The organism is Rhodococcus aetherivorans (genome assembly GCF_025722975.1).
Classification (GTDB): domain Bacteria; phylum Actinomycetota; class Actinomycetes; order Mycobacteriales; family Mycobacteriaceae; genus Rhodococcus; species Rhodococcus aetherivorans.
The window spans coordinates 4084308-4104243 of the sequence record NZ_CP106982.1 but is presented as its reverse complement, the minus strand read 5'-3'; the positions used below and the strand labels follow the sequence as shown (position 1 = coordinate 4104243).

19 protein-coding genes and 2 tRNA genes are annotated in these 19936 nt (G+C 70.3%); 11 read left to right on the top strand and 10 right to left on the bottom strand.

The genetic code is table 11. The annotated features are described in order from the left end of the window. Nucleotides 1-125: 125 nt before the first annotated feature. The gene (locus tag OCS65_RS18550) at nt 126-1001 is read right to left on the bottom strand and encodes a cyclopropane mycolic acid synthase family methyltransferase (RefSeq protein WP_006937561.1); all 876 of its coding nucleotides are present in this window, start codon (nt 999-1001) and stop codon (nt 126-128) included. Nucleotides 1002-1185: 184 nt separating this feature from the next. On the opposite strand from OCS65_RS18550, the gene OCS65_RS18545 reads away from it, so the two are divergent. Then, on the top strand, nt 1186-2520 hold the full coding sequence (locus tag OCS65_RS18545; protein WP_037201611.1) for a dipeptidase: 1335 nt from the start codon (nt 1186-1188) through the stop codon (nt 2518-2520). Nucleotides 2521-2528: 8 nt separating this feature from the next. Here the strand turns inward: OCS65_RS18545 and bcp are convergent, their stop codons facing one another. Then, on the bottom strand, nt 2529-3005 hold the full coding sequence (gene bcp / locus OCS65_RS18540) for a thioredoxin-dependent thiol peroxidase (protein ID WP_006937563.1): 477 nt from the start codon (nt 3003-3005) through the stop codon (nt 2529-2531). Nucleotides 3006-3079: 74 nt separating this feature from the next. On the opposite strand from bcp, the gene OCS65_RS18535 reads away from it, so the two are divergent. From OCS65_RS18535 to OCS65_RS18525, 3 genes are all read left to right on the top strand, one after another. Next, a complete protein-coding gene (locus OCS65_RS18535) occupies nt 3080-3301 on the top strand; it encodes a DUF3618 domain-containing protein (protein WP_006937565.1) in 222 nt (73 codons plus the stop codon). A gap of 175 nt (nt 3302-3476) precedes the next feature. Further along, complete coding sequence (locus OCS65_RS18530) at nt 3477-4244, top strand: L,D-transpeptidase (RefSeq protein ID WP_006937568.1); 768 nt, start codon at nt 3477-3479, stop codon at nt 4242-4244. A 28-nt stretch (nt 4245-4272) separates the two neighbouring features. Then, nucleotides 4273-5007: a dienelactone hydrolase family protein gene (locus OCS65_RS18525; protein WP_231771710.1), complete on the top strand. Its 735-nt coding sequence runs from the start codon at nt 4273-4275 to the stop codon at nt 5005-5007. Here OCS65_RS18525 and OCS65_RS18520 read toward each other — a convergent pair. Then, nucleotides 5000-5836 (bottom strand): mycofactocin-coupled SDR family oxidoreductase, encoded by an 837-nt coding sequence (locus tag OCS65_RS18520; protein WP_006937571.1) that lies wholly within the window; start codon nt 5834-5836, stop codon nt 5000-5002. The genes OCS65_RS18525 and OCS65_RS18520 overlap by 8 nt on opposite strands. Nucleotides 5837-6085: 249 nt before the next feature. On the opposite strand from OCS65_RS18520, the gene OCS65_RS18515 reads away from it, so the two are divergent. Genes OCS65_RS18515 through OCS65_RS18505 form a run of 3 tightly spaced genes read left to right on the top strand, consistent with a single transcriptional unit; the run spans nt 6086 to nt 8025 of the window. Further along, entirely contained in the window at nt 6086-6742 is a 657-nt protein-coding gene (locus tag OCS65_RS18515) for a TetR/AcrR family transcriptional regulator (RefSeq protein ID WP_044476027.1), read from the top strand. Nucleotides 6743-6784: 42 nt separating this feature from the next. Continuing rightward, on the top strand, nt 6785-7456 hold the full coding sequence (locus tag OCS65_RS18510; protein ID WP_231771709.1) for a hemerythrin domain-containing protein: 672 nt from the start codon (nt 6785-6787) through the stop codon (nt 7454-7456). Beyond that, nucleotides 7456-8025, top strand: coding sequence for an SRPBCC family protein (locus tag OCS65_RS18505; protein ID WP_102800396.1), 570 nt, complete (start codon nt 7456-7458; stop codon nt 8023-8025). Before OCS65_RS18510 ends, OCS65_RS18505 begins: the two co-directional genes overlap by 1 nt. A gap of 131 nt (nt 8026-8156) precedes the next feature. On the opposite strand, the gene OCS65_RS18500 is transcribed toward OCS65_RS18505, so the two are convergent. Beyond that, nucleotides 8157-8229: transfer RNA gene (locus OCS65_RS18500), tRNA-Lys, on the bottom strand. A 350-nt stretch (nt 8230-8579) separates the two neighbouring features. Between OCS65_RS18500 and OCS65_RS18495 the strand changes: the two genes are divergently transcribed. Next, nucleotides 8580-9722, top strand: coding sequence for a L,D-transpeptidase (locus OCS65_RS18495; protein ID WP_231771708.1), 1143 nt, complete (start codon nt 8580-8582; stop codon nt 9720-9722). Between the two features lie 271 nt (nt 9723-9993). Next, nucleotides 9994-11454: a selenium-binding protein SBP56-related protein gene (locus tag OCS65_RS18490; protein ID WP_065922690.1), complete on the top strand. Its 1461-nt coding sequence runs from the start codon at nt 9994-9996 to the stop codon at nt 11452-11454. Nucleotides 11455-11601: 147 nt separating this feature from the next. Here the strand turns inward: OCS65_RS18490 and OCS65_RS18485 are convergent. Both OCS65_RS18485 and orn read right to left on the bottom strand, forming a co-directional pair. Beyond that, nucleotides 11602-11679 (bottom strand) — tRNA-His (locus OCS65_RS18485). Nucleotides 11680-11762: 83 nt separating this feature from the next. After that, complete coding sequence (orn, locus tag OCS65_RS18480; RefSeq protein ID WP_029543010.1) at nt 11763-12362, bottom strand: oligoribonuclease; 600 nt, start codon at nt 12360-12362, stop codon at nt 11763-11765. An 83-nt stretch (nt 12363-12445) separates the two neighbouring features. Between orn and OCS65_RS18475 the strand changes: the two genes are divergently transcribed. Continuing rightward, nucleotides 12446-14194: a helicase HerA-like domain-containing protein gene (locus OCS65_RS18475; RefSeq protein ID WP_231771707.1), complete on the top strand. Its 1749-nt coding sequence runs from the start codon at nt 12446-12448 to the stop codon at nt 14192-14194. Nucleotides 14195-14200: 6 nt separating this feature from the next. Here OCS65_RS18475 and cmrA read toward each other — a convergent pair whose 3' ends face one another. From cmrA to OCS65_RS18460, 3 genes are read right to left on the bottom strand one after another with little or no spacing between them, the layout of a single operon-like run. Beyond that, a complete protein-coding gene (cmrA, locus tag OCS65_RS18470) occupies nt 14201-15004 on the bottom strand; it encodes a mycolate reductase (RefSeq protein WP_043798995.1) in 804 nt (267 codons plus the stop codon). A 26-nt stretch (nt 15005-15030) separates the two neighbouring features. After that, entirely contained in the window at nt 15031-17058 is a 2028-nt protein-coding gene (locus tag OCS65_RS18465) for an NADPH-dependent 2,4-dienoyl-CoA reductase (RefSeq protein ID WP_263507413.1), read from the bottom strand. Beyond that, entirely contained in the window at nt 17055-17600 is a 546-nt protein-coding gene (locus OCS65_RS18460; protein WP_006939007.1) for a PadR family transcriptional regulator, read from the bottom strand. Before OCS65_RS18460 ends, OCS65_RS18465 begins: the two co-directional genes overlap by 4 nt. A 165-nt stretch (nt 17601-17765) precedes the next feature. Here OCS65_RS18460 and OCS65_RS18455 point away from each other — a divergent pair, with 165 nt between their 5' ends. Beyond that, nucleotides 17766-19097 (top strand): MFS transporter, encoded by a 1332-nt coding sequence (locus OCS65_RS18455; protein WP_006939008.1) that lies wholly within the window; start codon nt 17766-17768, stop codon nt 19095-19097. Here the strand turns inward: OCS65_RS18455 and OCS65_RS18450 are convergent. Beyond that, the gene (locus tag OCS65_RS18450; protein ID WP_006939009.1) at nt 19082-19903 is read right to left on the bottom strand and encodes an acyl-CoA thioesterase; all 822 of its coding nucleotides are present in this window, start codon (nt 19901-19903) and stop codon (nt 19082-19084) included. The two genes, OCS65_RS18455 and OCS65_RS18450, sit on opposite strands and share 16 nt — an antisense overlap. Nucleotides 19904-19936 lie beyond the last annotated feature (33 nt).

Genomic DNA, 19936 nt, shown 5'->3' with positions numbered 1-19936 from the left:
GTGCGGCCGCGCTTCGTTGCAGACTCCACGCGCCCAGGCTAACCGGAGGTTGTCCGAATTCCGAACTTTTAGCTGTGAGGGCGAGTCTCAGCTAACACCGCCGGTGGTGCCGCGGTCGCCGGCGCTCACTTGACGAGAGTGAACTGCATGACGTCGATGTGGCCCGTGCGGAAGTGTTCGGCGGAACCGTTCAGGTACTTCATGAAGCGCTCGTACATCTCCTCCGACGACAGGGCGACCGCCTCGTCCCGGCGGGCCGACAGCGCCGCGGCCCAGTGTTCGAGGGTGCGGACGTAGTGCGGCGCCAGGGCCTGGATGCGTTCGACCCGGAACCCCGCCCGCTCCGCGCCGTCGACCACCGTCTCCGGCTGCGGCAACTGCCCGCCGGGGAAGATCTCCCGCTTGATGAAGATGTGGAACAGCGCGTTCTCCCGGGTCACCGGGATTCCCCGCTCGCGCAGCGTCGCGAGGCGGTGCCCCACGATGGTGTGCAGCAGCATCCGGCCGTCCGGGGGCAGCATGTCGTGGCACTTGGTGAAGAACCGGTCGTAGCGTTCGCTCCGGAAGTGCTCGAACGCGCCGATGCTCACGATGCGGTCCACGCGCCCGTCGAACTCCTCCCAGCCCTGCAGCCGCACGTCCACGGTGCGGGGGCCGGGCAGCCCCGCTGCGAGGTCGCGGACGTGCTCGTACTGGTTGCGGCTGAGCGTGAGCCCGATCGTGTTCACGTCGTAGTGCGTGGCGGCGCGCAGCATCGTCGAGCCCCAGCCGCATCCGACGTCGAGCAGTGTCATGCCCGGGTGCAGGTCGCACTTGCCGAGCGACAGATCGACCTTCGCGGCCTGGGCCTGCTCGAGCGTCATGTCGTCCCGCTCGAAATACGCGCAGCTGTAGGTCATCGACGGGTCGAGGAACAGCGTGAAGAACTCGTCCGAGAGGTCGTAGTGGGACTGGACCTGCCGATAGAACGGCGTGAGCGCGCTCTGCGGGCTGGGTGGCATCGCTGTGCCTTCCGTTCGAGGGCCGTCCGGCCCCGCTTCCTGGACCGTTCCGCCCGATGGCAACCTCGATATCGCGGAATCTACGCCGGACGCGGCCGCTGCGAGCATGCTTCGATCTCGAGGGGCGGTACCCGTAGCGAAAACGAGACACGACGATCGGGGAGGCGCGGTGGACGTCGCGGACATGCGGGAGCGGGTGCGCCGGCTGATGCCCGGGGCGCGCAGGGACCTCGGGGAACTGGTGGCGTTCCGGTCGGTGGCCGATCCGCGGCTGTTCCCGGCCGAGGAATGCGTCGCTGCCGCCCGATGGGTGCGCGATGCGTTCGCCGCGGTCGGCGTCGACAACACCGCGCTGATCGAGACGTCGGACGGCTCGCTCGCGGTGCTCGGGCACACGCCGGCCCCGGCGGGAGCGCCGACCGTGCTCCTCTACAGCCACTACGACGTGCAGCCCCCGGGCGACGAATCGCTCTGGCACACTCCGCCGTTCACGCTCACCGAACGCGACGGCCGCTGGTACGGGCGCGGCGCCGCGGACTGCAAGGGCAATCTCGTGATGCACCTGCTCGCGCTGCGCGCGCTGCGGGAGCGGGGACCGCTTCCCGTCGGGATCCGGATCGTCGGCGACGGCTCGGAGGAAACCGGTGGCGGCGGGCTCGAGAACCTGGCCCGCGAACGGCCCGATCTGTTCGCCGCCGACCTGGTGCTCGTCGCGGACTGCGGCAACGCCGAGGTGGGACGGCCGACCCTCACGACGTCGCTGCGCGGCCTGGCGAACGTCGTCGTCCACGTCGAAGCCCTCGCCGGGGAGATCCACTCGGGCCAGTTCGGCGGCGCAGCCCCCGACGCGCTCGCCGCGCTGGTGCGCCTGCTGTCGAGCCTGCGCGACGAGGCCGGCGACACCGTGATCGACGGGCTCGACCCCACCGGAATCTGGAGCGGCGAACCGTATCCCGAGGAGGTGTTCCGCGCCGACGCCGGTGTGCTCGACGGGGTCTCACTGCTGTCGGCCGGGTCCGTGGCCGACGCCGTGTGGGCGCGTCCCGCGCTGACGATCCTCGGCATCGACGCCCCACCGGTGGTGGGGTCGGCGGCGGCGGTCGTGCCCCGCGCGTCGGCCCGGCTGAACCTCCGCGTCCCGCCGGGGATGGATCCGGCCACCGCTCAGGACGCCCTCGTCGCCCACCTGCACGCCCACGCCCCGTGGAACGTGCGGGTGCGGGTCGACCGGGAAGGCGTGAGCGAACCGTTCCGGGCCGCGACCGACGGACCGGGATACGCCGCGCTGCGCAGCGCGCTCGGCGCCGTCTACGGACGCGAGGTCGGCACGGTCGGGCAGGGCGGATCGATCCCGCTGTGCACGGTGCTGCAACAGGTGCTGCCGGACGCGGAGATCGCGCTGCTCGGCGTGGAGGAGCCGAGCGCCCGGATCCACGGGCCCGACGAGAGCATCGACCCGTCCGAGCTCGAGCACATGGCCGTCGCGGAGGCGCTGGTGCTCGCCTCCCTCACGCGGTGAGCCGCCGCTCAGACCGACAGGTCGCGGCGCAGCTTCGCGACATGCCCGGTGGCGCGCACGTTGTACTGCGCAACCTCGATCCGGCCGTCCTCGTCGACGACGAACGTCGAACGGATCACTCCGGTAACGGTCTTGCCGTACATCTTCTTCTCGCCGAACGCCCCCCACGCCGTGAGCGTGGTCTTGTCCGGATCCGACAGCAACGGAAACGTCAGCTGCTCGGCGTCCCGGAACTTCGCGAGCTTGGCCGGCTTGTCGGGGGAGATGCCCACGACGGCGAGCCCGGCGCCGTTCAGGTCGGCGAGGCTGTCGCGGAAATCGCAGGCCTGCTTGGTGCACCCGGGGGTGCTCGCGGCGGGGTAGAAGTACACGATCACCTTGCGTCCGCGGTAGTCCGACAGCGACACCTCGTTGCCGTCCGCGTCGGGGAGGGTGAACTCGGGAGCCGTATCGCCGGGGGCGAGCCTGCTGCTGTTTTCCGTCACCTCCGAGAGGGTAACGGACCCGTGCGTCCACTACCGTGGTCGCAGCACAGTGCAGCGACCAACTGGAGGATCACGTGGGTAGGGACACCGAGGCCATCGAACGGGACATCGAGAACGCCCGCAACCAGCTTGCGAGCACCCTCGACGAATTGAGTGTGCGCGCCAGCCCGAAGAACGTGATGGCCCATGCCAAGCAGACCGTGATGGAGAAGGTGAACCAGCCCAACGTCAAGTACGCGCTCGCGGCGGTCGGTGTCGTCATCGGCGCCCTGGCGCTGCGCAAGCTGCTGCGCTGACAGCTGATCCGAAGGGCACCGTCGTCCGGTTCGCCGGACCGCGGTGCCCTTCGTCGTTTCCCGGCGTCGTGGTCGTGCCCGCCGGGGGAGTGACAAAGGACCCGTTTCGAGTTCGATCTTGGCGTGGTTGACTGGTAACGAGCCAACCGCGCCATCTTCGAGGGGGCTGACGGCCATGCCGAACGCACAGCGGGTTGCACGACTTCTTCTCGTCTCGATCCTGACCGCCATGGCCCTGCTCGGTTCGGGGGCCGCGGCCGCGGCGGGAACCGTCGGCGGTGCGCCGCCGGCCAGGCTGCCCGCGTCGGCGCTCGAGCCGGCGAACGGCGCGGTGGTGGGGGTGGGACATCCCGTGACCGTCCGGTTCGGCGCACCGGTCGGTGACCGCGCCGCCGCCGAACGTGCCGTCGAGATCACCACGTCGAAGCCCGTGAGCGGCCGTTTCGCGTGGCTCGACGACAGCCGCGTGCAGTGGGTTCCCGACCGCCTCTGGCCGGGGCACACCACCGTGACCGTCGCCGTGGCCGGGGCGCGCACCGAGTTCCAGGTCGGCGACGAGTTCGTCGCCGTCGCGAACCGGTCGACGCACCAGTTCACGGTCATCCTCAACGGCGAGGTGGTGCGGACGATGCCGGCGTCGATGGGCAAGCCCGGCTACGAGACCCCGGTCGGCACCTTCTCGGTTCTGGAGAAGTTCCGCGATCTCGTCATGGACTCGTCCACCTACGGCGTCCCGATCGACTCGCCGGAGGGTTACCGCATCGACACCGAGTACGCCGTGCGGCTCACCTGGGGTGGCATCTTCGTGCACGCGGCGCCGTGGTCGGTGGACTCGCAGGGCTACGCGAACGTCAGCCACGGCTGCATCAACCTGAGTACCGAGAACGCGCAGTGGTACTTCGACCGGGTGAAGATCGGCGACCCGGTGATCGTGGAGGGCTGACCGGCAGGAGGGACGCACCGTGACGGACGTGACCATCCCCACGGAGCGCGGGCCGATGCCCGCCCACCTCGCCACGCCCGCAGGCCCCGGTCCGTGGCCCGGGGTCGTCGTGATCCACGACGCGCTGGGCATGAGCCGCGACATCCGCGCCCAGGCCGACTGGCTCGCCGGCGAGGGCTTCCTTGCCGTCGCGCCGGACCTGTTCCACGGGTCCAGGCGGTCCACCTGCCTGTTCTCCCTCTTCCGGGGCTGGGTGCCGCGCGGCGACCTGGACGCCGCGCGGAACTGGCTCGCGGACCGGCGGGACTGCACGGGCCGCATCGGCGTGATCGGGTTCTGCATGGGCGGCGGCTTCGCCCTCGCCGTCGCGTCCGACCACAACTTCGCCGCGGCGAGCGTCAACTACGGCGGCCTCACGAAGGAAGTCGAGCGTGCCCTGCCGCGGGCGTGTCCGATCGTCGGCAGTTTCGGGACGAAGGACCGATGGCCCGGCGTGCGCGAGGTGCCCGACCGGCTCGAACCGGTACTGACGGCCGCGAACATCGACCACGACATCGAGCGATACCCGAACGTGGGGCACGGCTTCATGAACGACCACGACCCCGGTGATCTGTCGATCGTGGACAGGACCATCGCCAAGGTCGTGGCCGCCCGCTACGACGAGCCGGCCACCCGCGACGCGCGCGCCCGCATCGCCGCCTTCTTCCGCAGGCACCTCGGCGACGCTCCGCGCGCGAGCGACGGGCCCGGGGCGGCTACTTGATCACCGAGCCCGCGTCGATCGGCAGCTGCACGCCGGTGACGTAGCGCCCCGCGTCGCTGACCAGGAACAGGATCGCATTGCTGATGTCGACCGGTTCGACCCATTCGATCGGCAGGGCGTTCATGGCCTTGAACGACTCGGCCGCTTCCTCGCGGGTGATCTCCGACGGCTTCTTGTCCGGCAGGAAGACCGAGTAGGTCTGCTCGTTGTGGATCATGTCTGTGTTCACTGCCGTGGGATGCACCGAGTTCACGCGGATCATGTGGGGAGCGAGCTCGTTGGCGAGTGTCTTCGTCAACCCCACCACTCCGTGCTTGGCGGCGACGTAGTGGGCAAGGTTCGCCAGGCCCTTGATGCCGGCGGTGGAACTGGTGAGCACGATTGCGCCGCCGTCGTCGTTGGCCTTCAGGTGCGGCACGGCTGCCCGCACCGTCTTGAACACCCCCGTGAGATTGATATCGATCATGTCGTCCCACATCTCGTCCGTCAGGTCCTCGACCGGCGCGAAGCTGGCGATGCCGGCGTTCGCGAGGACGATGTCGAGCCGGCCGAGCTGGGCGACGCCCTCGTCGACCGCCGATTTCAGGGCGGCGCTGTCGCGGACGTCGGCCTGGCCGGCGATGATCCGCCGGTCCAGCGCCTCGACCTGCCGGACGGTCTCGGCGAGGTCGTCGGCCGTCGCGAGTGGGTATCCCACCGTGTCGACCTGGGCGCAGAGGTCGACGGCGATGATGTCGGCCCCCTCCTGGGCCAGCCGGACGGCGTGACTGCGGCCCTGTCCGCGTGCGGCACCGGTGATGAACGCGACCTTGCCCTCGAGCTGACCCATGGCGACACTCCTTCGACGGTCGATGTGATCCGCCTCCGAGGCTAGAGGGGTTCGCTGGTGGTCGGACCGAAATCGCAAGGTGGATCGGCATACTCGGCGTCCGGTCCGGTCGTGGAGAACATTCCCGGTGGGCAACGGACGCCGGGCGCCCCGGCGCGGTAGGAGTCTCCGATCGGTGCGGGCAGCGTGCACGAAAGATTTGGCCTGAAGCTACTTGTATTGAAAACGGAACGGTTCTACCGTTGGAGTATGAGCGCAGAAGCGCGCGACGTGGGCCCGGTGGAGGAGAAGCCGCGGCGGTACGACTCGACCCTTCGCCGGCGCCAGGCCGAGCAGAACCGGCGGGCCGTCCTCGACGCCGCCACCACCCTGTTCTCCGAGGGTGGGTGGTCGGTCGCGGTCCGAGACGTCGCGCGCTCGGCGGGCACATCGGTCGAAACGGTGTATGCCCACTTCGGTTCCAAGGCGGGACTCCTCATGCAGGTGCTCGACGTCGCCGTTGTCGGGGACGACGAACGGGTGGCGCTGATGGACCGGCCGGAGTTCGCCGCCCTGTCGCAGGGCACCCCTCGGGATCGGGCCGCCGCGGCAGCCGCCCTGGTGACCGGCATCAACCGACGAACCGTCGGCCTGCAGCGCACCCTGCGCGCGGCAGCCGTCGTGGAGCCGGACCTCGCGACATGGCTGGAACAGGCACGGGAGCGCCAGCGCCTGAACGTGCGGGTCGGCGGTGCGATGATGGCCGGCCGTGAACTGAGCCCGGTCGAGGCCGAGGGGCTGTGGGCCGTGCTCAGCATGGAGGTGTACGAGCTGTTGACCGGCAGCACCGGCTGGAGCCCTGAGCAGTACGAGAACTGGCTCACCGGAGCCGTCATCCGGCTCCTGGGCCTGGAGAGTGGAAGGTGATGGGCCATGACTACCGACCATGGACCCGCAGACACACGCAGCATGGGAATAGTGCACAGCGCACTTCGCCGTGACCTGGAACGCACCCGGATCGTGCTCACCACCGAGCCGTACCCGGACCCTCGGCGTCGACGCGGACTGGCGGAGCACGTGTTGTGGATGATGCGCTTCCTGCACATCCATCACACCGGCGAGGATGTCGGGCTGTGGCCCTTGATCCGGGTGAAGAACCCCGACGCCGGCGCCCTGCTGGACCAGATGGACGCCGACCACCAGCGGATCGCACCGGCGATCACCGCCCTGGAAGACGCAGCGCTGGCCTACCGCGACGACGCGAACGCTCGGCAACCGCTGCTCGAAGCGCTGGCAGGGCTCACCGACGTGCTCCTTCCCCATCTGCGGCGTGAAGAGCTGGAGATGATGCCGGTCGTGGCCGCGACCCTCACCACCGCCGAGTACCACGACGTGGAACAGGAGTATTTCGTCAGGCCCAAGAGCTTCCTGGAACTCGGCGCGGAGGCCCACTGGGTCATCGACGGGCTCGGCGAGGACGACCGTGAGCTGATCATGCACGTGGTCCCCGCCGTGCCGCGCTTCATCCTGCTGCACGGCTTCGCGCGCACCTACCGGCGCAAGTCCGGCTTGCGGTGGGGCCACGGGCCCGCCGCCGAGCTGCCGTCGCTCAACCTTGCGCTTCTCGAGGGGCGATCCTGATGGGCACCTTGGCGCGGCACGGCAGGACCGAGACGGTGAGCCGCGCCCCGGCGGAGGCGGTGTGGCAGATCATCACCGACGTGACCCGGGTCGGTGAGTGGAGTCACGAATGCCGGGACGCGCGCCTGCTCGGAAACGCCCGAGCGGCAGCGCCGGGAATCCGGTTCCGGGGCAGGAACCGCTCCGGCGGCCTCCGGTGGAGTCGGTCGTGCGTATTCACCGTTGTGGAGCCGCCGCGGACGCTGGCATGGCGGACGGCGGGTCTCCTGGGCCGGGCGGACAGCACCGAATGGCGCATCGACCTCGAACCCGTCCCCGGAGGCACCAAGATCGTCCAGACCTACCGTGTGCTCCACGTGGCACCGGGCCTGGACCGGGTCTATTGGCGGCTGGTCAAGGCGCACCGAGACCGGCGCGCGGCACTGGAGGGCGACCTCCGCCGACTCGCCGAACTGGCGGCGGTCGAGGCCGCGTCGCACACGCCGGCCATGCGCCCGCCTCGCGAGGGAAGCGCTGTGGCCGACGGTTCCCTCGGCCGCGGCACGGAACGTCGCCGGTACTCGGCGTAGTCCGGGCGGTCCCGCGGAGGCGCGGCCGGTGTTCGAGGCCGCGTCGAAGGCGGGGTGGCTGGTGGGGTGGCAAGGGCGTGGGTTGGGTAAAGAAAAAGGCCAGACCTCGTGGGGAGGTCTGGCCCTTCTTGTGCGCCATCAGGGACTCGAACCCCGAACCCGCTGATTAAGAGTCAGCTGCTCTGCCAATTGAGCTAATGGCGCTTGGCGGTGCGTCTCCGGGCCGTTGTCCCGGCGACGAAGGAAAGATTACACACCTTCCAGTAGCGCACCAAATCGGCAGGTCATGCCGCATTTCGGTGGGAGCGACACGTAACGCCGAGGGGTCCGGCGGCGATTGGTATTCGAACGTTATTCGCGTCGTCGACGTCGCGACGGCTCCGCCTCGAGCGGGGCTGGCATCATCGAGCGCACACGCATCGACGTGCACTTTTGCGGCCCGGGGGAGGCCCGGAATCGGAGGGTGGAGAGTGGTTGGGAACAGTGCGGCGCCGCGCCGACGGCGGAATCGGCGCGCCGTCGCGGTGGTGCTCGGGACCGTGTTGGTCGGCGTCATGACCTTCGTCACGGCCTGCTCCGGTGCGAGCAGCGCCGGCGGGGCCGAGGAGGTGCCGATCGATTCGAATCCGCTCGCCGCGCTCATCAAGCCCACGGTGTCGGCGAGCGTCGTCGACGGAGGAGTCGGCTTCTCGCCCATCGAGCCCGTGACGGTCTCGGTGGTCAACGGCAAGCTCGAGTCGGTCACGCTGCTCAACCCGGACGGGGAACCCGTCGCCGGGGCGCTCGGCCCGGACGGAGCCACCTGGGCCAACACCGAGCCCCTCGGTTACAGCCGGCAGTACCGGCTCGAGGCCGTCGCGTACGGGCTCGGCGGAGCGACCACGACCGTCGCCTCCTTCGCCACCAGCGCCCCCGGCAACCTCACTCAGCCCTACGTGATGCCGGGCGAGGGCTCGGTCGTCGGCATCGGCCAGCCCGTCGCGATCCAGTTCGACGAGAACATCCCTGATCGCCTCGCCGTCGAGCAGGCCATCACCGTCGTCACCGACCCGCCGGTGGAGGGCGCGTTCTACTGGCTCAGCAACCGCGAGGTGCGGTGGCGGCCCGAGCACTACTGGGCGCCGGGCACGACGGTCACGGTGGACGTGAAGGTCTACGGCCGCGATCTCGGCGACGGTCTGTTCGGGCAGTCGGATGTACATTCGACCTTCACCGTCGGCGACGCGGTGATCATCACCGCCGACGACAACACCAAGCAGGTCACCGTCAACCGCAACGGGGTCGACGTGATGACGATGCCCACGTCCATGGGCAAGGACAGCACGCCCACCCCGAACGGCGTGTACACGATCGGCGACCGGTTCGAGCATCTGGTGATGGACTCGTCGACCTATGGCGTCGCCGTCGACTCCCCGCAGGGCTACCGGACCCCGGTGGACTGGGCGACGCGGATGTCGTACAGCGGCATCTTCTTCCACTCCGCGCCGTGGTCGCTCGGCGATCAGGGTTCCCGCAACGTCAGCCACGGCTGCCTCAACCTGAGCCCGGCCAACGCCAGGTGGATCTTCGACAACACCAAGCGCGGCGACATCGTGATCGTGAAGAACACCGTCGGCGGCATCCTCGAAGGCACCGAGGGGCTCGGGGACTGGAACATCCCGTGGTCGACGTGGAAGGCCGGAAACGCACGCGCCTGATCCGCCGCCGGGCCGCCCGGCGGCGCCACCCCGGCGTGTGGCAGGCTGGGGCCGCCTCCTGTGGTAGGGGTTGGCACGAGACCCCCGGGATCGACGATCCAGGGGGTCTTCCCATGTCGGGCGGCGCCTTCCGGGCAGCCCGCCCCCGCGGAAGGTCGACATGCGGTCCTGCGCGGCGGACAATCAGGGAAAGGCATGCCTACCTGTGACGTCGACCGACCGTGGACCACCGAGGGTGGCCCGGCGGACAGGACCGAGTCGAGGAGGATTCATGTCTACGACGACAGATCCCACGTTCTACCGCACCCCGAGTGACGCCGTAGCAGCCGCGCCCGAGCGGCTTGCCTATGTGGCTGCCTTCGATCCCGCAGGCCGGGCGAAGGACGCGATCGCAGTGGTCGATTGCGAGCCGGGTTCGCCGACATACGGTGGTGTGGTCGGCTGGACCGAGTTGCCGACGGCGGGCAACGAGTTGCACCACTTCGGGTGGAACGCCTGCTCGAGCGCGCTGTGTCATGAGGGGCACGGTCATGAGGGGCACGGTCACGAGGGGCACGGCGATCACCACGCCGGGCATCACGGGCAGCCGCTCGAGCGGCGATACCTGGTGGTGCCGGGCATCCGCTCGTCGAGAACGTACATCCTCGACACCAAACCCGACCCGCGGCACCCGGTGGTGACCCGCACGATCGAGGCCGCCGAGCTCGCCGCGAAGGCGGGATACTCGCGGCCGCACACGGTGCATTGCGGACCGGGGGGCATCTTCATGTCCGCCCTGGGCGGCGCCGACGGCGCCGAGGGTCCGGGCGGTGTCGCGCTGCTCGACCACGACACGTTCGACGTCGTCGGAGCGTGGGAGGCGGAGCACGGCGAGCAGTTCTTGGCGTACGACGTGTGGTGGCACCTGAAGTACGACACGGTGATCACCTCCGAGTGGGCCACGCCGTCGATGATCGAGAACGGACTCGACGCCGAGGACCTCCTCGGCCGCAGGTTCGGACACCACCTGGACTTCTGGAGCATGTCCGAGCGCAAGCTGACCCAGCGCGTCGACCTCGGCGACGAGCACCAGATGGTTCTCGAACTCCGCCCGGCTCACAATCCCTCCGAGGCGTTCGGGTTCGTGGGAGTCGTCATCAGCGTGGAGGATCTGTCGGCCTCCGTGTGGATGTGGCACAAGAGCGACGACCGGTGGGTGGTCGAGAAGGTGATCACCATTCCGGCGGAGCCGGCCGAGGCCGACGATCTGCCGCCCGCGCTGAAACCCTTCGGCGCGGTACCGCCGCTCGTCTCCGACATCGATCTGTCGGTCGACGACCGCTGGCTGTACGTCTCGTGCTGGGGCACAGGAGAACTCAAGCAGTACGACGTCGGCGATCCGTTCCACCCGAGGGAGACGGGATCGGTGCGCCTCGGTGGGATCGTGCGGCGCGAGCCGCACCCGGCGGATCCGGGCCTCCGGCTCGCGGGAGCTCCGCAGATGGTGGAGGTCAGTCGCGACGGGCGCCGGGTCTACGCCACCAACTCGCTCTATGCGGCCTGGGACGAGGTCTTCTACCCAGACGGGGTGGGGGCGTGGATGGCGAAGTTCGATGCCGACGTCTCCGCCGGTGGTCTGGTCATCGACCGTGGATTCTTCCCGCACGGCGACGACTTCCGCGGACGCAGGGTGCACCAGACCCGCCTGCAGGGCGGGGATGCGTCCAGCGACTCGTACTGCTTCACCGGGTGATCGCCGTTGCACGGCGGGTCGATCGCGCGATTCGGCGGTCGTCCGCCCAAGCGCCGCATCTCGGGACGGAGCGCTGGTGCAGAGCTGCGCGACGCCGAAAAAGACGAGTCCCTGACCGGCATCTCTGCTGGTCAGGGACTCGCCCTGTGGGGGTGAGTGACGGGACTCGAACCCGCGACAGCCAGGATCACAACCTGGTGCTCTACCAACTGAACTACACTCACCATCGCATTCGCGATCGGCCTGGGCCGGTTGCGCCTGCGGTACAGATACTAGCCTGACTTTGCCGGAAACGGCGAATCCGCAGGTCAGGCCGGACCCAACTCCTTCGTGACAGCGGCGATCTCGGCCGACGGAGGGCCCGGTGGGGCGACGAACGCGGTCCGCCGGTAGTACCGCAGCTCCCGAATCGACTCCTTTATGTCGGCGAGCGCCCGATGCGACAGGCCCTTCGCCGGCTGCCCGAAGTAGATCCGCGGGTACCAGCGCCGGCACAGCTCCTTGACGGAGCTGACGTCCACCATGCGGTAGTGGAGGTAGGCGTCGAGCTCGGGCATGTCGCGGGCGATGAACCCGCGGTCCGTCGCGATCGAGTTGCCGGCCAGCGGCGCGGTGCCGGCCTCCGGGACGTGGGCCCGGATGTAGTCGAGCACCATCTTCTCCGCCTCGGCGACGCTCACCGTGGACCGGCGCACCTCGTCGGTGAGCCCGGAGCGCTCGTGCATCTGGGTGACGACGTCCGGCATCGCGGCGAGCGCGTCGTCGTCGGCGTGGATGACGATGTCCACCCCGTCGCCGAGCACGTTGAGATCACTGTCGGTGACGAGGGCGGCGATCTCGATCAGCTTGTCGCTGTCGATCCGCAATCCGGTCATTTCGCAATCGATCCACACAAGTTTGTCCTGCACGAAACACAGAGTAGTCAGGCCGGTCGTGGCGATAAGGTCACGGTGACCATTCCGCGGCCGCACGTGGACGAGGAGGACACCGCATGACGGTCGATCCGACACCGCCGGCACCGTCGCCGGCCGAGAAGGCGGCGGCCGCCCGCGCGGCCGCGGAGGAAGCGGCACGGGTCGCCGAAGCGGCCCTGAAGGCGGCCGAGCAGGCACAGCGCGAGGCGGAGGCGGCCGCGCGGGCCGCCGAGGCGACGGACGCCGCGCCCGCCGGGCCGGCCCGGCAGATCGCACCCGCCGGGCCGGCCCGGCAGATCGCCGCGGGATACGCCGCCGCCGGGGTCGCCCTCGAACTCGGTGCGGTCGTCCACGACGGGGTGGTCGATTCGTCGGCCCGGGTACGGATCCCGCTCGCCACGATGAACCGGCACGGACTGGTCGCCGGTGCGACCGGCACCGGCAAGACCAAGACCGTGCAGGGCATCGCCGAGCAACTCTCGGCCGCCGGGGTCCCGGTCGTGATGGCCGACATGAAGGGTGACCTGTCGGGGCTGTCGGCGCCCGGAGAGGACGACGACGGGCTCCGGACCCGCGCCGCGGAGACCGGGGATTCCGGATGGGGACCGACCGCCTACCCGGTGCAGTTCTTCTCGCTCGGCACCGAAGGCCCGGGCGTGCCCGTCCGCGCGACGGTCACCGCGTTCGGTCCGATCCTGCTGAGCAAGGTCCTCGGCCTCAACCCCACCCAGGAATCGACGTTGGGGCTGATCTTCCACTGGGCCGACCGCCAGGGGCTGCCGCTGCTCGACCTCAAGGATTTGCGGCAGGTCGTCACACACCTGACCAGCGACGAGGGAAAGGCAGAGCTGAAAGGTATCGGCGGGGTCTCCCCGGCGACCGCCGGCGTGATCCTGAGGGCGCTCGTCAACCTCGAGGCCGGCGGCGGGGAGACCTTCTTCGGAGAACCGGAGTTCGAGACCGAGGACCTGCTGCGCGTCGTCGGCGGCAACGGCGTGATCAGCCTGTTCGAGCTCGGCGCCCACGCGGCGCGGCCGGTGCTGTTCTCGACGTTCCTGATGTGGGTGCTCGCCGACCTGTTCCAGACGCTGCCGGAGGAGGGCGACCTCGACAAGCCGAAGCTCGTGTTCGTCTTCGACGAGGCGCACCTGCTCTTCGCCGACGCCTCGAAGGCGTTCCTGCAGCAGATCGAGCAGACGGTCAAGCTCATCCGTTCGAAGGGCGTGGGAGTGTTCTTCTGCACCCAGCTGCCCACGGATGTGCCCAATGCGGTGCTGTCCCAGCTCGGCGCGCGGGTGCAGCACGCGCTGCGCGCATTCACACCGGACGATCAGAAGGCGCTGGCCAAGACCGTCCGCACGTATCCGGAGACGGAGTTCTACGACCTCGAGGAGGCGCTGACCACCCTCGGGATCGGCGAGGCCGTCGTCACGGTGCTGTCCGAGAAGGGCGCGCCGACGCCTGTCGCGTGGACGCGGATCCGTCCGCCGCGTTCGTTGCTGGACACCGTCGGCGAGGAGGCGATCCGGTCCGCGGCGCGCGGGAGTGCGCTGTACGGCAAGTACGGGCAGACCGTCGACCGCGAGTCCGCCTACGAGAGGCTCACCGCGAAGGTGGCCGGCGCCCCCGACCTGGACCCACGTGCGCAGGTCCCGCCGTTGCCGGACCTGCCCGGCACGCCACCGCCCCGGGACGCGGGGCCGAGCATGGTCGAGCAGGTCCTCGGCAGCGCGGCCGTCAAGGGTTTCCTGCGGTCCGCGGCGTCGGCCGCGGGGCGCGAGATCAGCCGCAGCATCTTCGGCACCGGCCGCCGCCGTAGACGCTGACGGGGGCTACGCGCCCAGCTTCCGGTAGAAGGCGCCGACGATGGGCGCGACGACGCCGCGCGGGGTGTAGTTGCCGGCGACGGACATCGCCTTGCTGATCAGGCCCGGCACGATGCGCATCTTGTTCTCGGCGAGCGCGTCGAGCGACACCTTCGCGGTGTGCTCGCTGGAGATCCACAGGAAGTCCGGCACGAGCTTGTCGACGATCGAGGCCTCCGCCGGATCCGGGGTCTCCGTGCGCACCGGGCCCGGCGCCAGCAGCGTCACGTGCACGCCGCTGTCCTTCAGCTCCCCGCGCAGCGACTCGGAGAAGGTGTTGACGAATGCCTTCGTCGCCGCATAGGTCGCGTTGTGGGGGATCGGCATGTTGCCCGCCGCGGAACCGACCATCAGGATCGCCCCGGAGCGGCGCTCGACCATCTGCGGCAGCACCGCGAGGGTCAGGTCGTGCACCGCGACGGCGTTCAGCTCGACCTGGGCCCGCTCGTAGCCCGGATCCAGCTGGGCCACCGGGCCGAAGGTCGCAATGCCGGCGTTGTTGCACAGGATGCTGATCGGGCGCTCGCCGAGTTCGTCGACGAGCTTCGCCCGCGCGTCGCGGTCGGACAGGTCACACGCGCGGACCTCGACGGTGACGCCGTGCGTCGCCCGCAGCGTCGCGGCGAGCTCCTCCATCACGTCGCCGCGCCGGGCGACCAGGATCAGCGAGTGCCCGCGCGCGGCGAGCTCGGCGGCGAGGGCCTCGCCGATGCCGGAGGAGGCGCCGGTCACGACGGCGCGGGCGTCGGGGGTGGGGTTCGGCAGAGTCATGGTCGGTCAGCGTAGCCGCGGCCGGTTCAGATGCGGTCCGCGAGGCGCGTGCCCTGCTCGATCGCGCGCTTGGCGTCGAGTTCCGCGGCGATGTCGGCACCGCCGATGACGTGCGTGGTCACGCCCGCGGCGGTGAGCCGCTCGACGAGGTCACGGACGGGTTCCTGCCCGGCGCAGATCACCACGTTGTCCACGTCGAGCACCTTCGGGTCGCGGCGGTCCTCGCCGAAGCTGATGTGCAGGCCGGCGTCGTCGATCCGCTCGTAGTTCACGCCCGAGATCTCGTGCACCTTCTTGTGCTGCAGCGACGCCCGGTGCACCCATCCGCTGGTCTTGCCGAGCCGCGCGCCGATCCGGCCGGGCTTGCGCTGCAGCAGGAACACCTCGCGCGGCGACGGCGACGGGCGGGGCTCGGTGAGCGCTCCCGGGGCGGCCTTCGGGTCGGTGACGCCCCACTCGCGCTTCCATTCGGCCAGGTCGAGGGTGGGGGAGTGGTCGTGGGTGAGGAACTCGGAGACGTCGACGCCGATGCCGCCCGCCCCGATCACGGCGACGCGGGCGCCGACGGGCGCACCCTCGCGGACGACCTGCGGGTACGACAGCACGCTCGGGTGGTCGATGCCGGGGATCGCGGGCACGCGGGGGGTGACGCCGGTCGCGACGACCACCTCGTCGTAGGCACCGATCAGGTCGTCGGCCGTCGCGCGGGTGCCGAGCTCGACCTGGACCTTCGTCAGCTCCAGCTGGCGGCGGTAGTACCGCAGGGTCTCGGCGAACTCCTCCTTGCCGGGGATGCGGCGGGCGATGCCGAACTGGCCGCCGATCTCGTCGTCGGCCTCGAACAGGGTGACGGCGTGCCCGCGGCGGGCCAGGTTCACCGCCGCGGCGAGCCCGGCGGGCCCGGCGCCGACGACCGCGACGGCCTTGCGGCGGCGGGTGGGGGCGAGCAGCAGCTCGGTCTCCCGCCCGGCGCGGGGGTTGAGCAGGCACGAGACGTGCTTGTTGACGAAGGCGTGGTCGAGGCAGGCCTGATTGCAGGCGATGCAGGTGTTGATTTCGTCGGCGGCGCCGGCGGTGGCCTTGCGGACCCACTCCGCGTCGGCCAGCATCGGCCGGGCCATCGAGATGAGCTGTGTGTCGCCGCGGGCCAGGATCTCCTCGGCGGTCTCGGGCATGTTGATCCGGTTGGACGCGGCGACGGGGATTGCGACGTGCTTCGCCAGTTCGGCCGAGACGTCCGCGAACGCGGCGCGCGGGACGGACGTGACGATGGTGGGCACCCGCGACTCGTGCCAGCCGATGTCGGTGTTGATCAGCGTTGCGCCCGCCCGCTCGACCTCCTGGGCGAGGGCGACGATCTCGTCCCAGCGCTGGCCGCCTTCGACGAGGTCGGCCATGGACAGCCGGAAGCAGATCGCGAAGTCCGGGCCGACGGCCTCGCGGGTGCGGCGGACGATCTCGACGGGCAGCCGGCGACGGTTCTCGGGGCTGCCACCCCACTCGTCGGTGCGCCGGTTGGTGCGCTCGGCGAGGAACTGGTTGATGAAGTAGCCCTCGCCGCCCATGATTTCGACGCCGTCGTAGCCGGCCCGCTGGGCGAGGCGGGCGCAGCGGACGTAGGCGCGGATCTGCCGGCGCACGCCCCAGGAGGTGAGCCTGCGCGGCCGGAACGGGTTGATCGGCGCCTTGATCGACGAGGCGGACACGCTCAGCGGCCAGTAGCTGTAGCGCCCGGCGTGCAGGATCTGCAGCAGGATGCGACCGCCCTCGGCGTGGACGGCATCGGTGATCGTCCGGTGCCGCCGGGCCTCGAAGCGGTTGGTGAGCTTGGCGCCGAACGGCAGCAGCCACCCGGTCCGGTTGGGTGCGTAGCCGCCGGTGACGATGAGGCCGACCCCGCCGCGGGCACGCTCGGCGAAGTACGCGGCGAGGCGGCCGGTGTTCTTGGCGCGGTCCTCGAGTCCGGTGTGCATCGAGCCCATGACGACGCGGTTGGGCACCGGGAACGGTCCGAGGTCGAGCGGTGAGAGCAGGTGGGGGTAGGGGTTCGTCACGAGTGGTCCTCGGTGGTGAGGGCGTCGAGCACTTCCTGGCACCAGTCGGCGAAGCCCTGTTCGACGCGGATGCCGCCGCGCAGGACGAGGTACTGGTGCAGTGAGGGCCCGGTGAGCCGGTGGGGTGCGGGGAAGTCGCGTTTCTCGATGGTGCGGTACACCTCGAGGCGGGCGGCGTGGGCGTCGCGGTGGCGGGTGAGCTCCGCGAGGAGGGCGGGCAGGGTGCCGGGCCCGGCGGCGCGGATCTTCACGGCCAGGTCGCTGCGCAGCTGCTCGGGGTCGGAGGGGTGGGCGATCCAACGGTCCAGCTCGGTGCGTCCGGCGGAGCTGACGCGGTAGACCTTCTTGTCGGGCCGACCGTCCTGCGGCACGGTGCGGCCGGTGATCCAGCCGTGGTCCTCCATTCGCCGCAGCACGCGGTAGATCTGCTGGTGCGTCGCGCTGTGGAAGAAGCCGATCGACTTGTCGAACCGGCGGGCCAGTTCGTAGCCGGAGCCGGACCGCTCGTCGAGCGCGGCGAGCAGCGCGTGTTCCAGGGCCATGCCGAGAGTATGCACCGAGGTGCATATGCAATCAAGTGCACAGCTGGGGTGACGGTCGCGAATCTCTCGGTCAGCCGCGAACGCGGAGTGCGGTCGCGGCTGACCGGAAATCGCGCGGATCACCGGAGGCCGGTTCTCGGCGCGACGATCTCCTAGGCTGCGGGCATGAGCGCGCACACGGACGCCGCCGGGATCGGGGAGGCCACCTCGCGACGGCAGGTCTTTGCCTGGGGAATGTGGGACTTCGGGTCGTCGGCCTACCACGCGGTGGTGCTGACCTTCGTCTTCTCCGTGTATCTCACCGACGCCGTCGGCGACGACCTGCCGGGGTCGATGTCGGCGAGCACGTGGCTCGGGTGGGCGCTGGGCATATCGGGGTTCTTCATCGCGGTCACCGCCCCCGTCTCGGGCCAGCGCTACGACGCGGCCGGCCGGCGCAAGCGGTCCCTGGCGGTGCTGTCCTACGCCGGTGTCGCGCTGATGGCGGCGATGGTGTTCGTGCGCGACGACTACCACTACCTGTGGCTCGGCCTCGTGCTGCTGGGTGTGTCGTCGGTCGTCGTCGAACTCGCGCAGGTGCCCTACAACGCGATGCTGCGTCAGGTCTCCACCGAGGAGAACATGGGCCGGGTCTCCGGTTTGGGTTGGGCCATGGGCTATTTCGGTGGGCTGCTGTTGTTGCTGCTGGGGTACTTCGGGTTCATTGCCGGCGACGGCGACACCCGCGGCTTCCTCGGCGTGAGCACCGAGGGCGGCCTCAACATCCGCCTGGTCGTGGTGGCCGCGGCGGTGTGGTTCGCGGTCTTCGCCGTCCCGGTGCTGCTGGCGGTGCCGGAGGTTCCGCCCACCGGTGCCGATCCCGGCGCGGAGCGGGCCGGGATTGTGCAGTCCTACCGGGTGCTGCTGCGCGACCTGCGCGAGCTGTGGGCGATGGATCGGCGCACCGTCGGCTACCTCGGCGCCTCGGCGCTGTTCCGCGACGGCCTGGCCGGGGTGTTCACGTTCGGTGCGGTGCTCGCGGTGAACGTGTACGGCATCGATGCCGCCGACGTGCTGCTGTTCGGCGTGGCCGCGAACGTGGTGTCGGCCCTCGGTGCGCTGGTCGCGGGGCGCTTCGACGACCGGGTCGGCCCCAAGGCGGTGATCGTCGCCTCGCTCGCCGCGATGATGGCCGTGGGGGTCGTGCTGCTCGTGGTGTCGGGGCCGCTGATGTTCTGGATCTTCGGTCTGCTGCTGTGCCTGTTCGTCGGGCCCGCGCAGTCGTCGGCCCGCACCTTCCTCGCGCGCATCACCCCGGCCGGGCGGGAGGGGCAGATGTTCGGGCTCTACGCGACGTCGGGCCGCGCCGTGTCGTTCCTGGCCCCGACCCTGTTCGGGCTCTTCGCCTGGACGTTCGACGCGGACCGGGCCGGGATCGCCGGCCTGCTCGTCGTGCTCGGCGCGGGGCTGGCGGCGCTGCTCGCGGTGCGGGCCCCGGAGGGTCAGTCCTTGAAGTAGACGAGCTGGTGGGTCGTGGCGAGCAGCGTGCCGTCGCGGCCCCACAGCTGGGCGGCCTGATCGAAGTAGCCCTGCGAGAAGCGGTGGGTGCGTGCGGTGCCCAGGACGAAGTCGTCGCCCTGGGCCTCGAGCTGCCCGGCGTCGGCGTGGAAGTACACCGTCAGGGACACGGTCCCGGCCGGCATGTACCGGCCGCGGCGCAGGAACACCCTCGGGTAGAACACGTCGCACAGCGCCGTCAGCGCCGGGAAGTCGAGCGGGCGGGCCGGGGTGTCGCGCACCCACAGCGTCGTGGTGGAGTCGGGGTGCTCGCCGGCGTCCTGCTGGGGCACCGCGCCTTCGACGAACCGCATCTCGTAGTTGCGGGCCCACGCGATGAAGTCCGGGAAGGTCCGGGTGGGAACCGCATCCGCCGACGGGACCGCCGGCATGTCGAGCTCGGTGTCCGACCAGGTGTCGCGGCGGGTGCCGAACACCGCGGTGGCGGTGGTGGTGACCACACCGTCCTGCGTCAGCTCCAGGAGCCAGTGCTGGTTGGTGCGGTTGGTGCGGACCGCCCGCACGGTGATGTCGAACTCGCCGTCGGCGACCGGGCCGGCGTAGTTGACGGTGAGGGAAATGGGATCGCCGAGCCGGTCCGGGTGCTGCTGGACGGCCCGCAGCAGGGCGGCGGCGGTGACGCCGCCGAACGGACCGACCATGTTCGTGTACTCCGGGCTGGTCCGCCCCCGCGCGTGACCGTCCTCCGCGGGCTCGAGCGCCACGGCGGCGTCGAAGGGGTGGGGCGGGGCGGCGATCTCGGTCACGACGACTCCTCGGGAAGAACGGGTCCGTTCCGG

Bases quoted from the DNA above. Each gene is read 5' to 3' on its own strand.
- OCS65_RS18550 (WP_006937561.1), bottom strand. From the start codon at position 1,001: ATGCCACCCAGCCCGCAGAGCGCGCTCACGCCGTTCTATCGGCAGGTC.
- OCS65_RS18545 (WP_037201611.1), top strand. From the start codon at position 1,186: ATGCGGGAGCGGGTGCGCCGGCTGATGCCCGGGGCGCGCAGGGACCTC.
- OCS65_RS18530 (WP_006937568.1), top strand. From the start codon at position 3,477: ATGCCGAACGCACAGCGGGTTGCACGACTTCTTCTCGTCTCGATCCTG.
- OCS65_RS18520 (WP_006937571.1), bottom strand. From the start codon at position 5,836: ATGGGTCAGCTCGAGGGCAAGGTCGCGTTCATCACCGGTGCCGCACGC.
- OCS65_RS18515 (WP_044476027.1), top strand. From the start codon at position 6,086: ATGAGCGCAGAAGCGCGCGACGTGGGCCCGGTGGAGGAGAAGCCGCGG.
- OCS65_RS18510 (WP_231771709.1), top strand. From the start codon at position 6,785: ATGGGAATAGTGCACAGCGCACTTCGCCGTGACCTGGAACGCACCCGG.
- OCS65_RS18505 (WP_102800396.1), top strand. From the start codon at position 7,456: ATGGGCACCTTGGCGCGGCACGGCAGGACCGAGACGGTGAGCCGCGCC.
- OCS65_RS18495 (WP_231771708.1), top strand. From the start codon at position 8,580: ATGACCTTCGTCACGGCCTGCTCCGGTGCGAGCAGCGCCGGCGGGGCC.
- OCS65_RS18490 (WP_065922690.1), top strand. From the start codon at position 9,994: ATGTCTACGACGACAGATCCCACGTTCTACCGCACCCCGAGTGACGCC.
- OCS65_RS18475 (WP_231771707.1), top strand. From the start codon at position 12,446: ATGACGGTCGATCCGACACCGCCGGCACCGTCGCCGGCCGAGAAGGCG.
- cmrA (WP_043798995.1), bottom strand. From the start codon at position 15,004: ATGACTCTGCCGAACCCCACCCCCGACGCCCGCGCCGTCGTGACCGGC.
- OCS65_RS18460 (WP_006939007.1), bottom strand. From the start codon at position 17,600: ATGGCCCTGGAACACGCGCTGCTCGCCGCGCTCGACGAGCGGTCCGGC.
- OCS65_RS18455 (WP_006939008.1), top strand. From the start codon at position 17,766: ATGAGCGCGCACACGGACGCCGCCGGGATCGGGGAGGCCACCTCGCGA.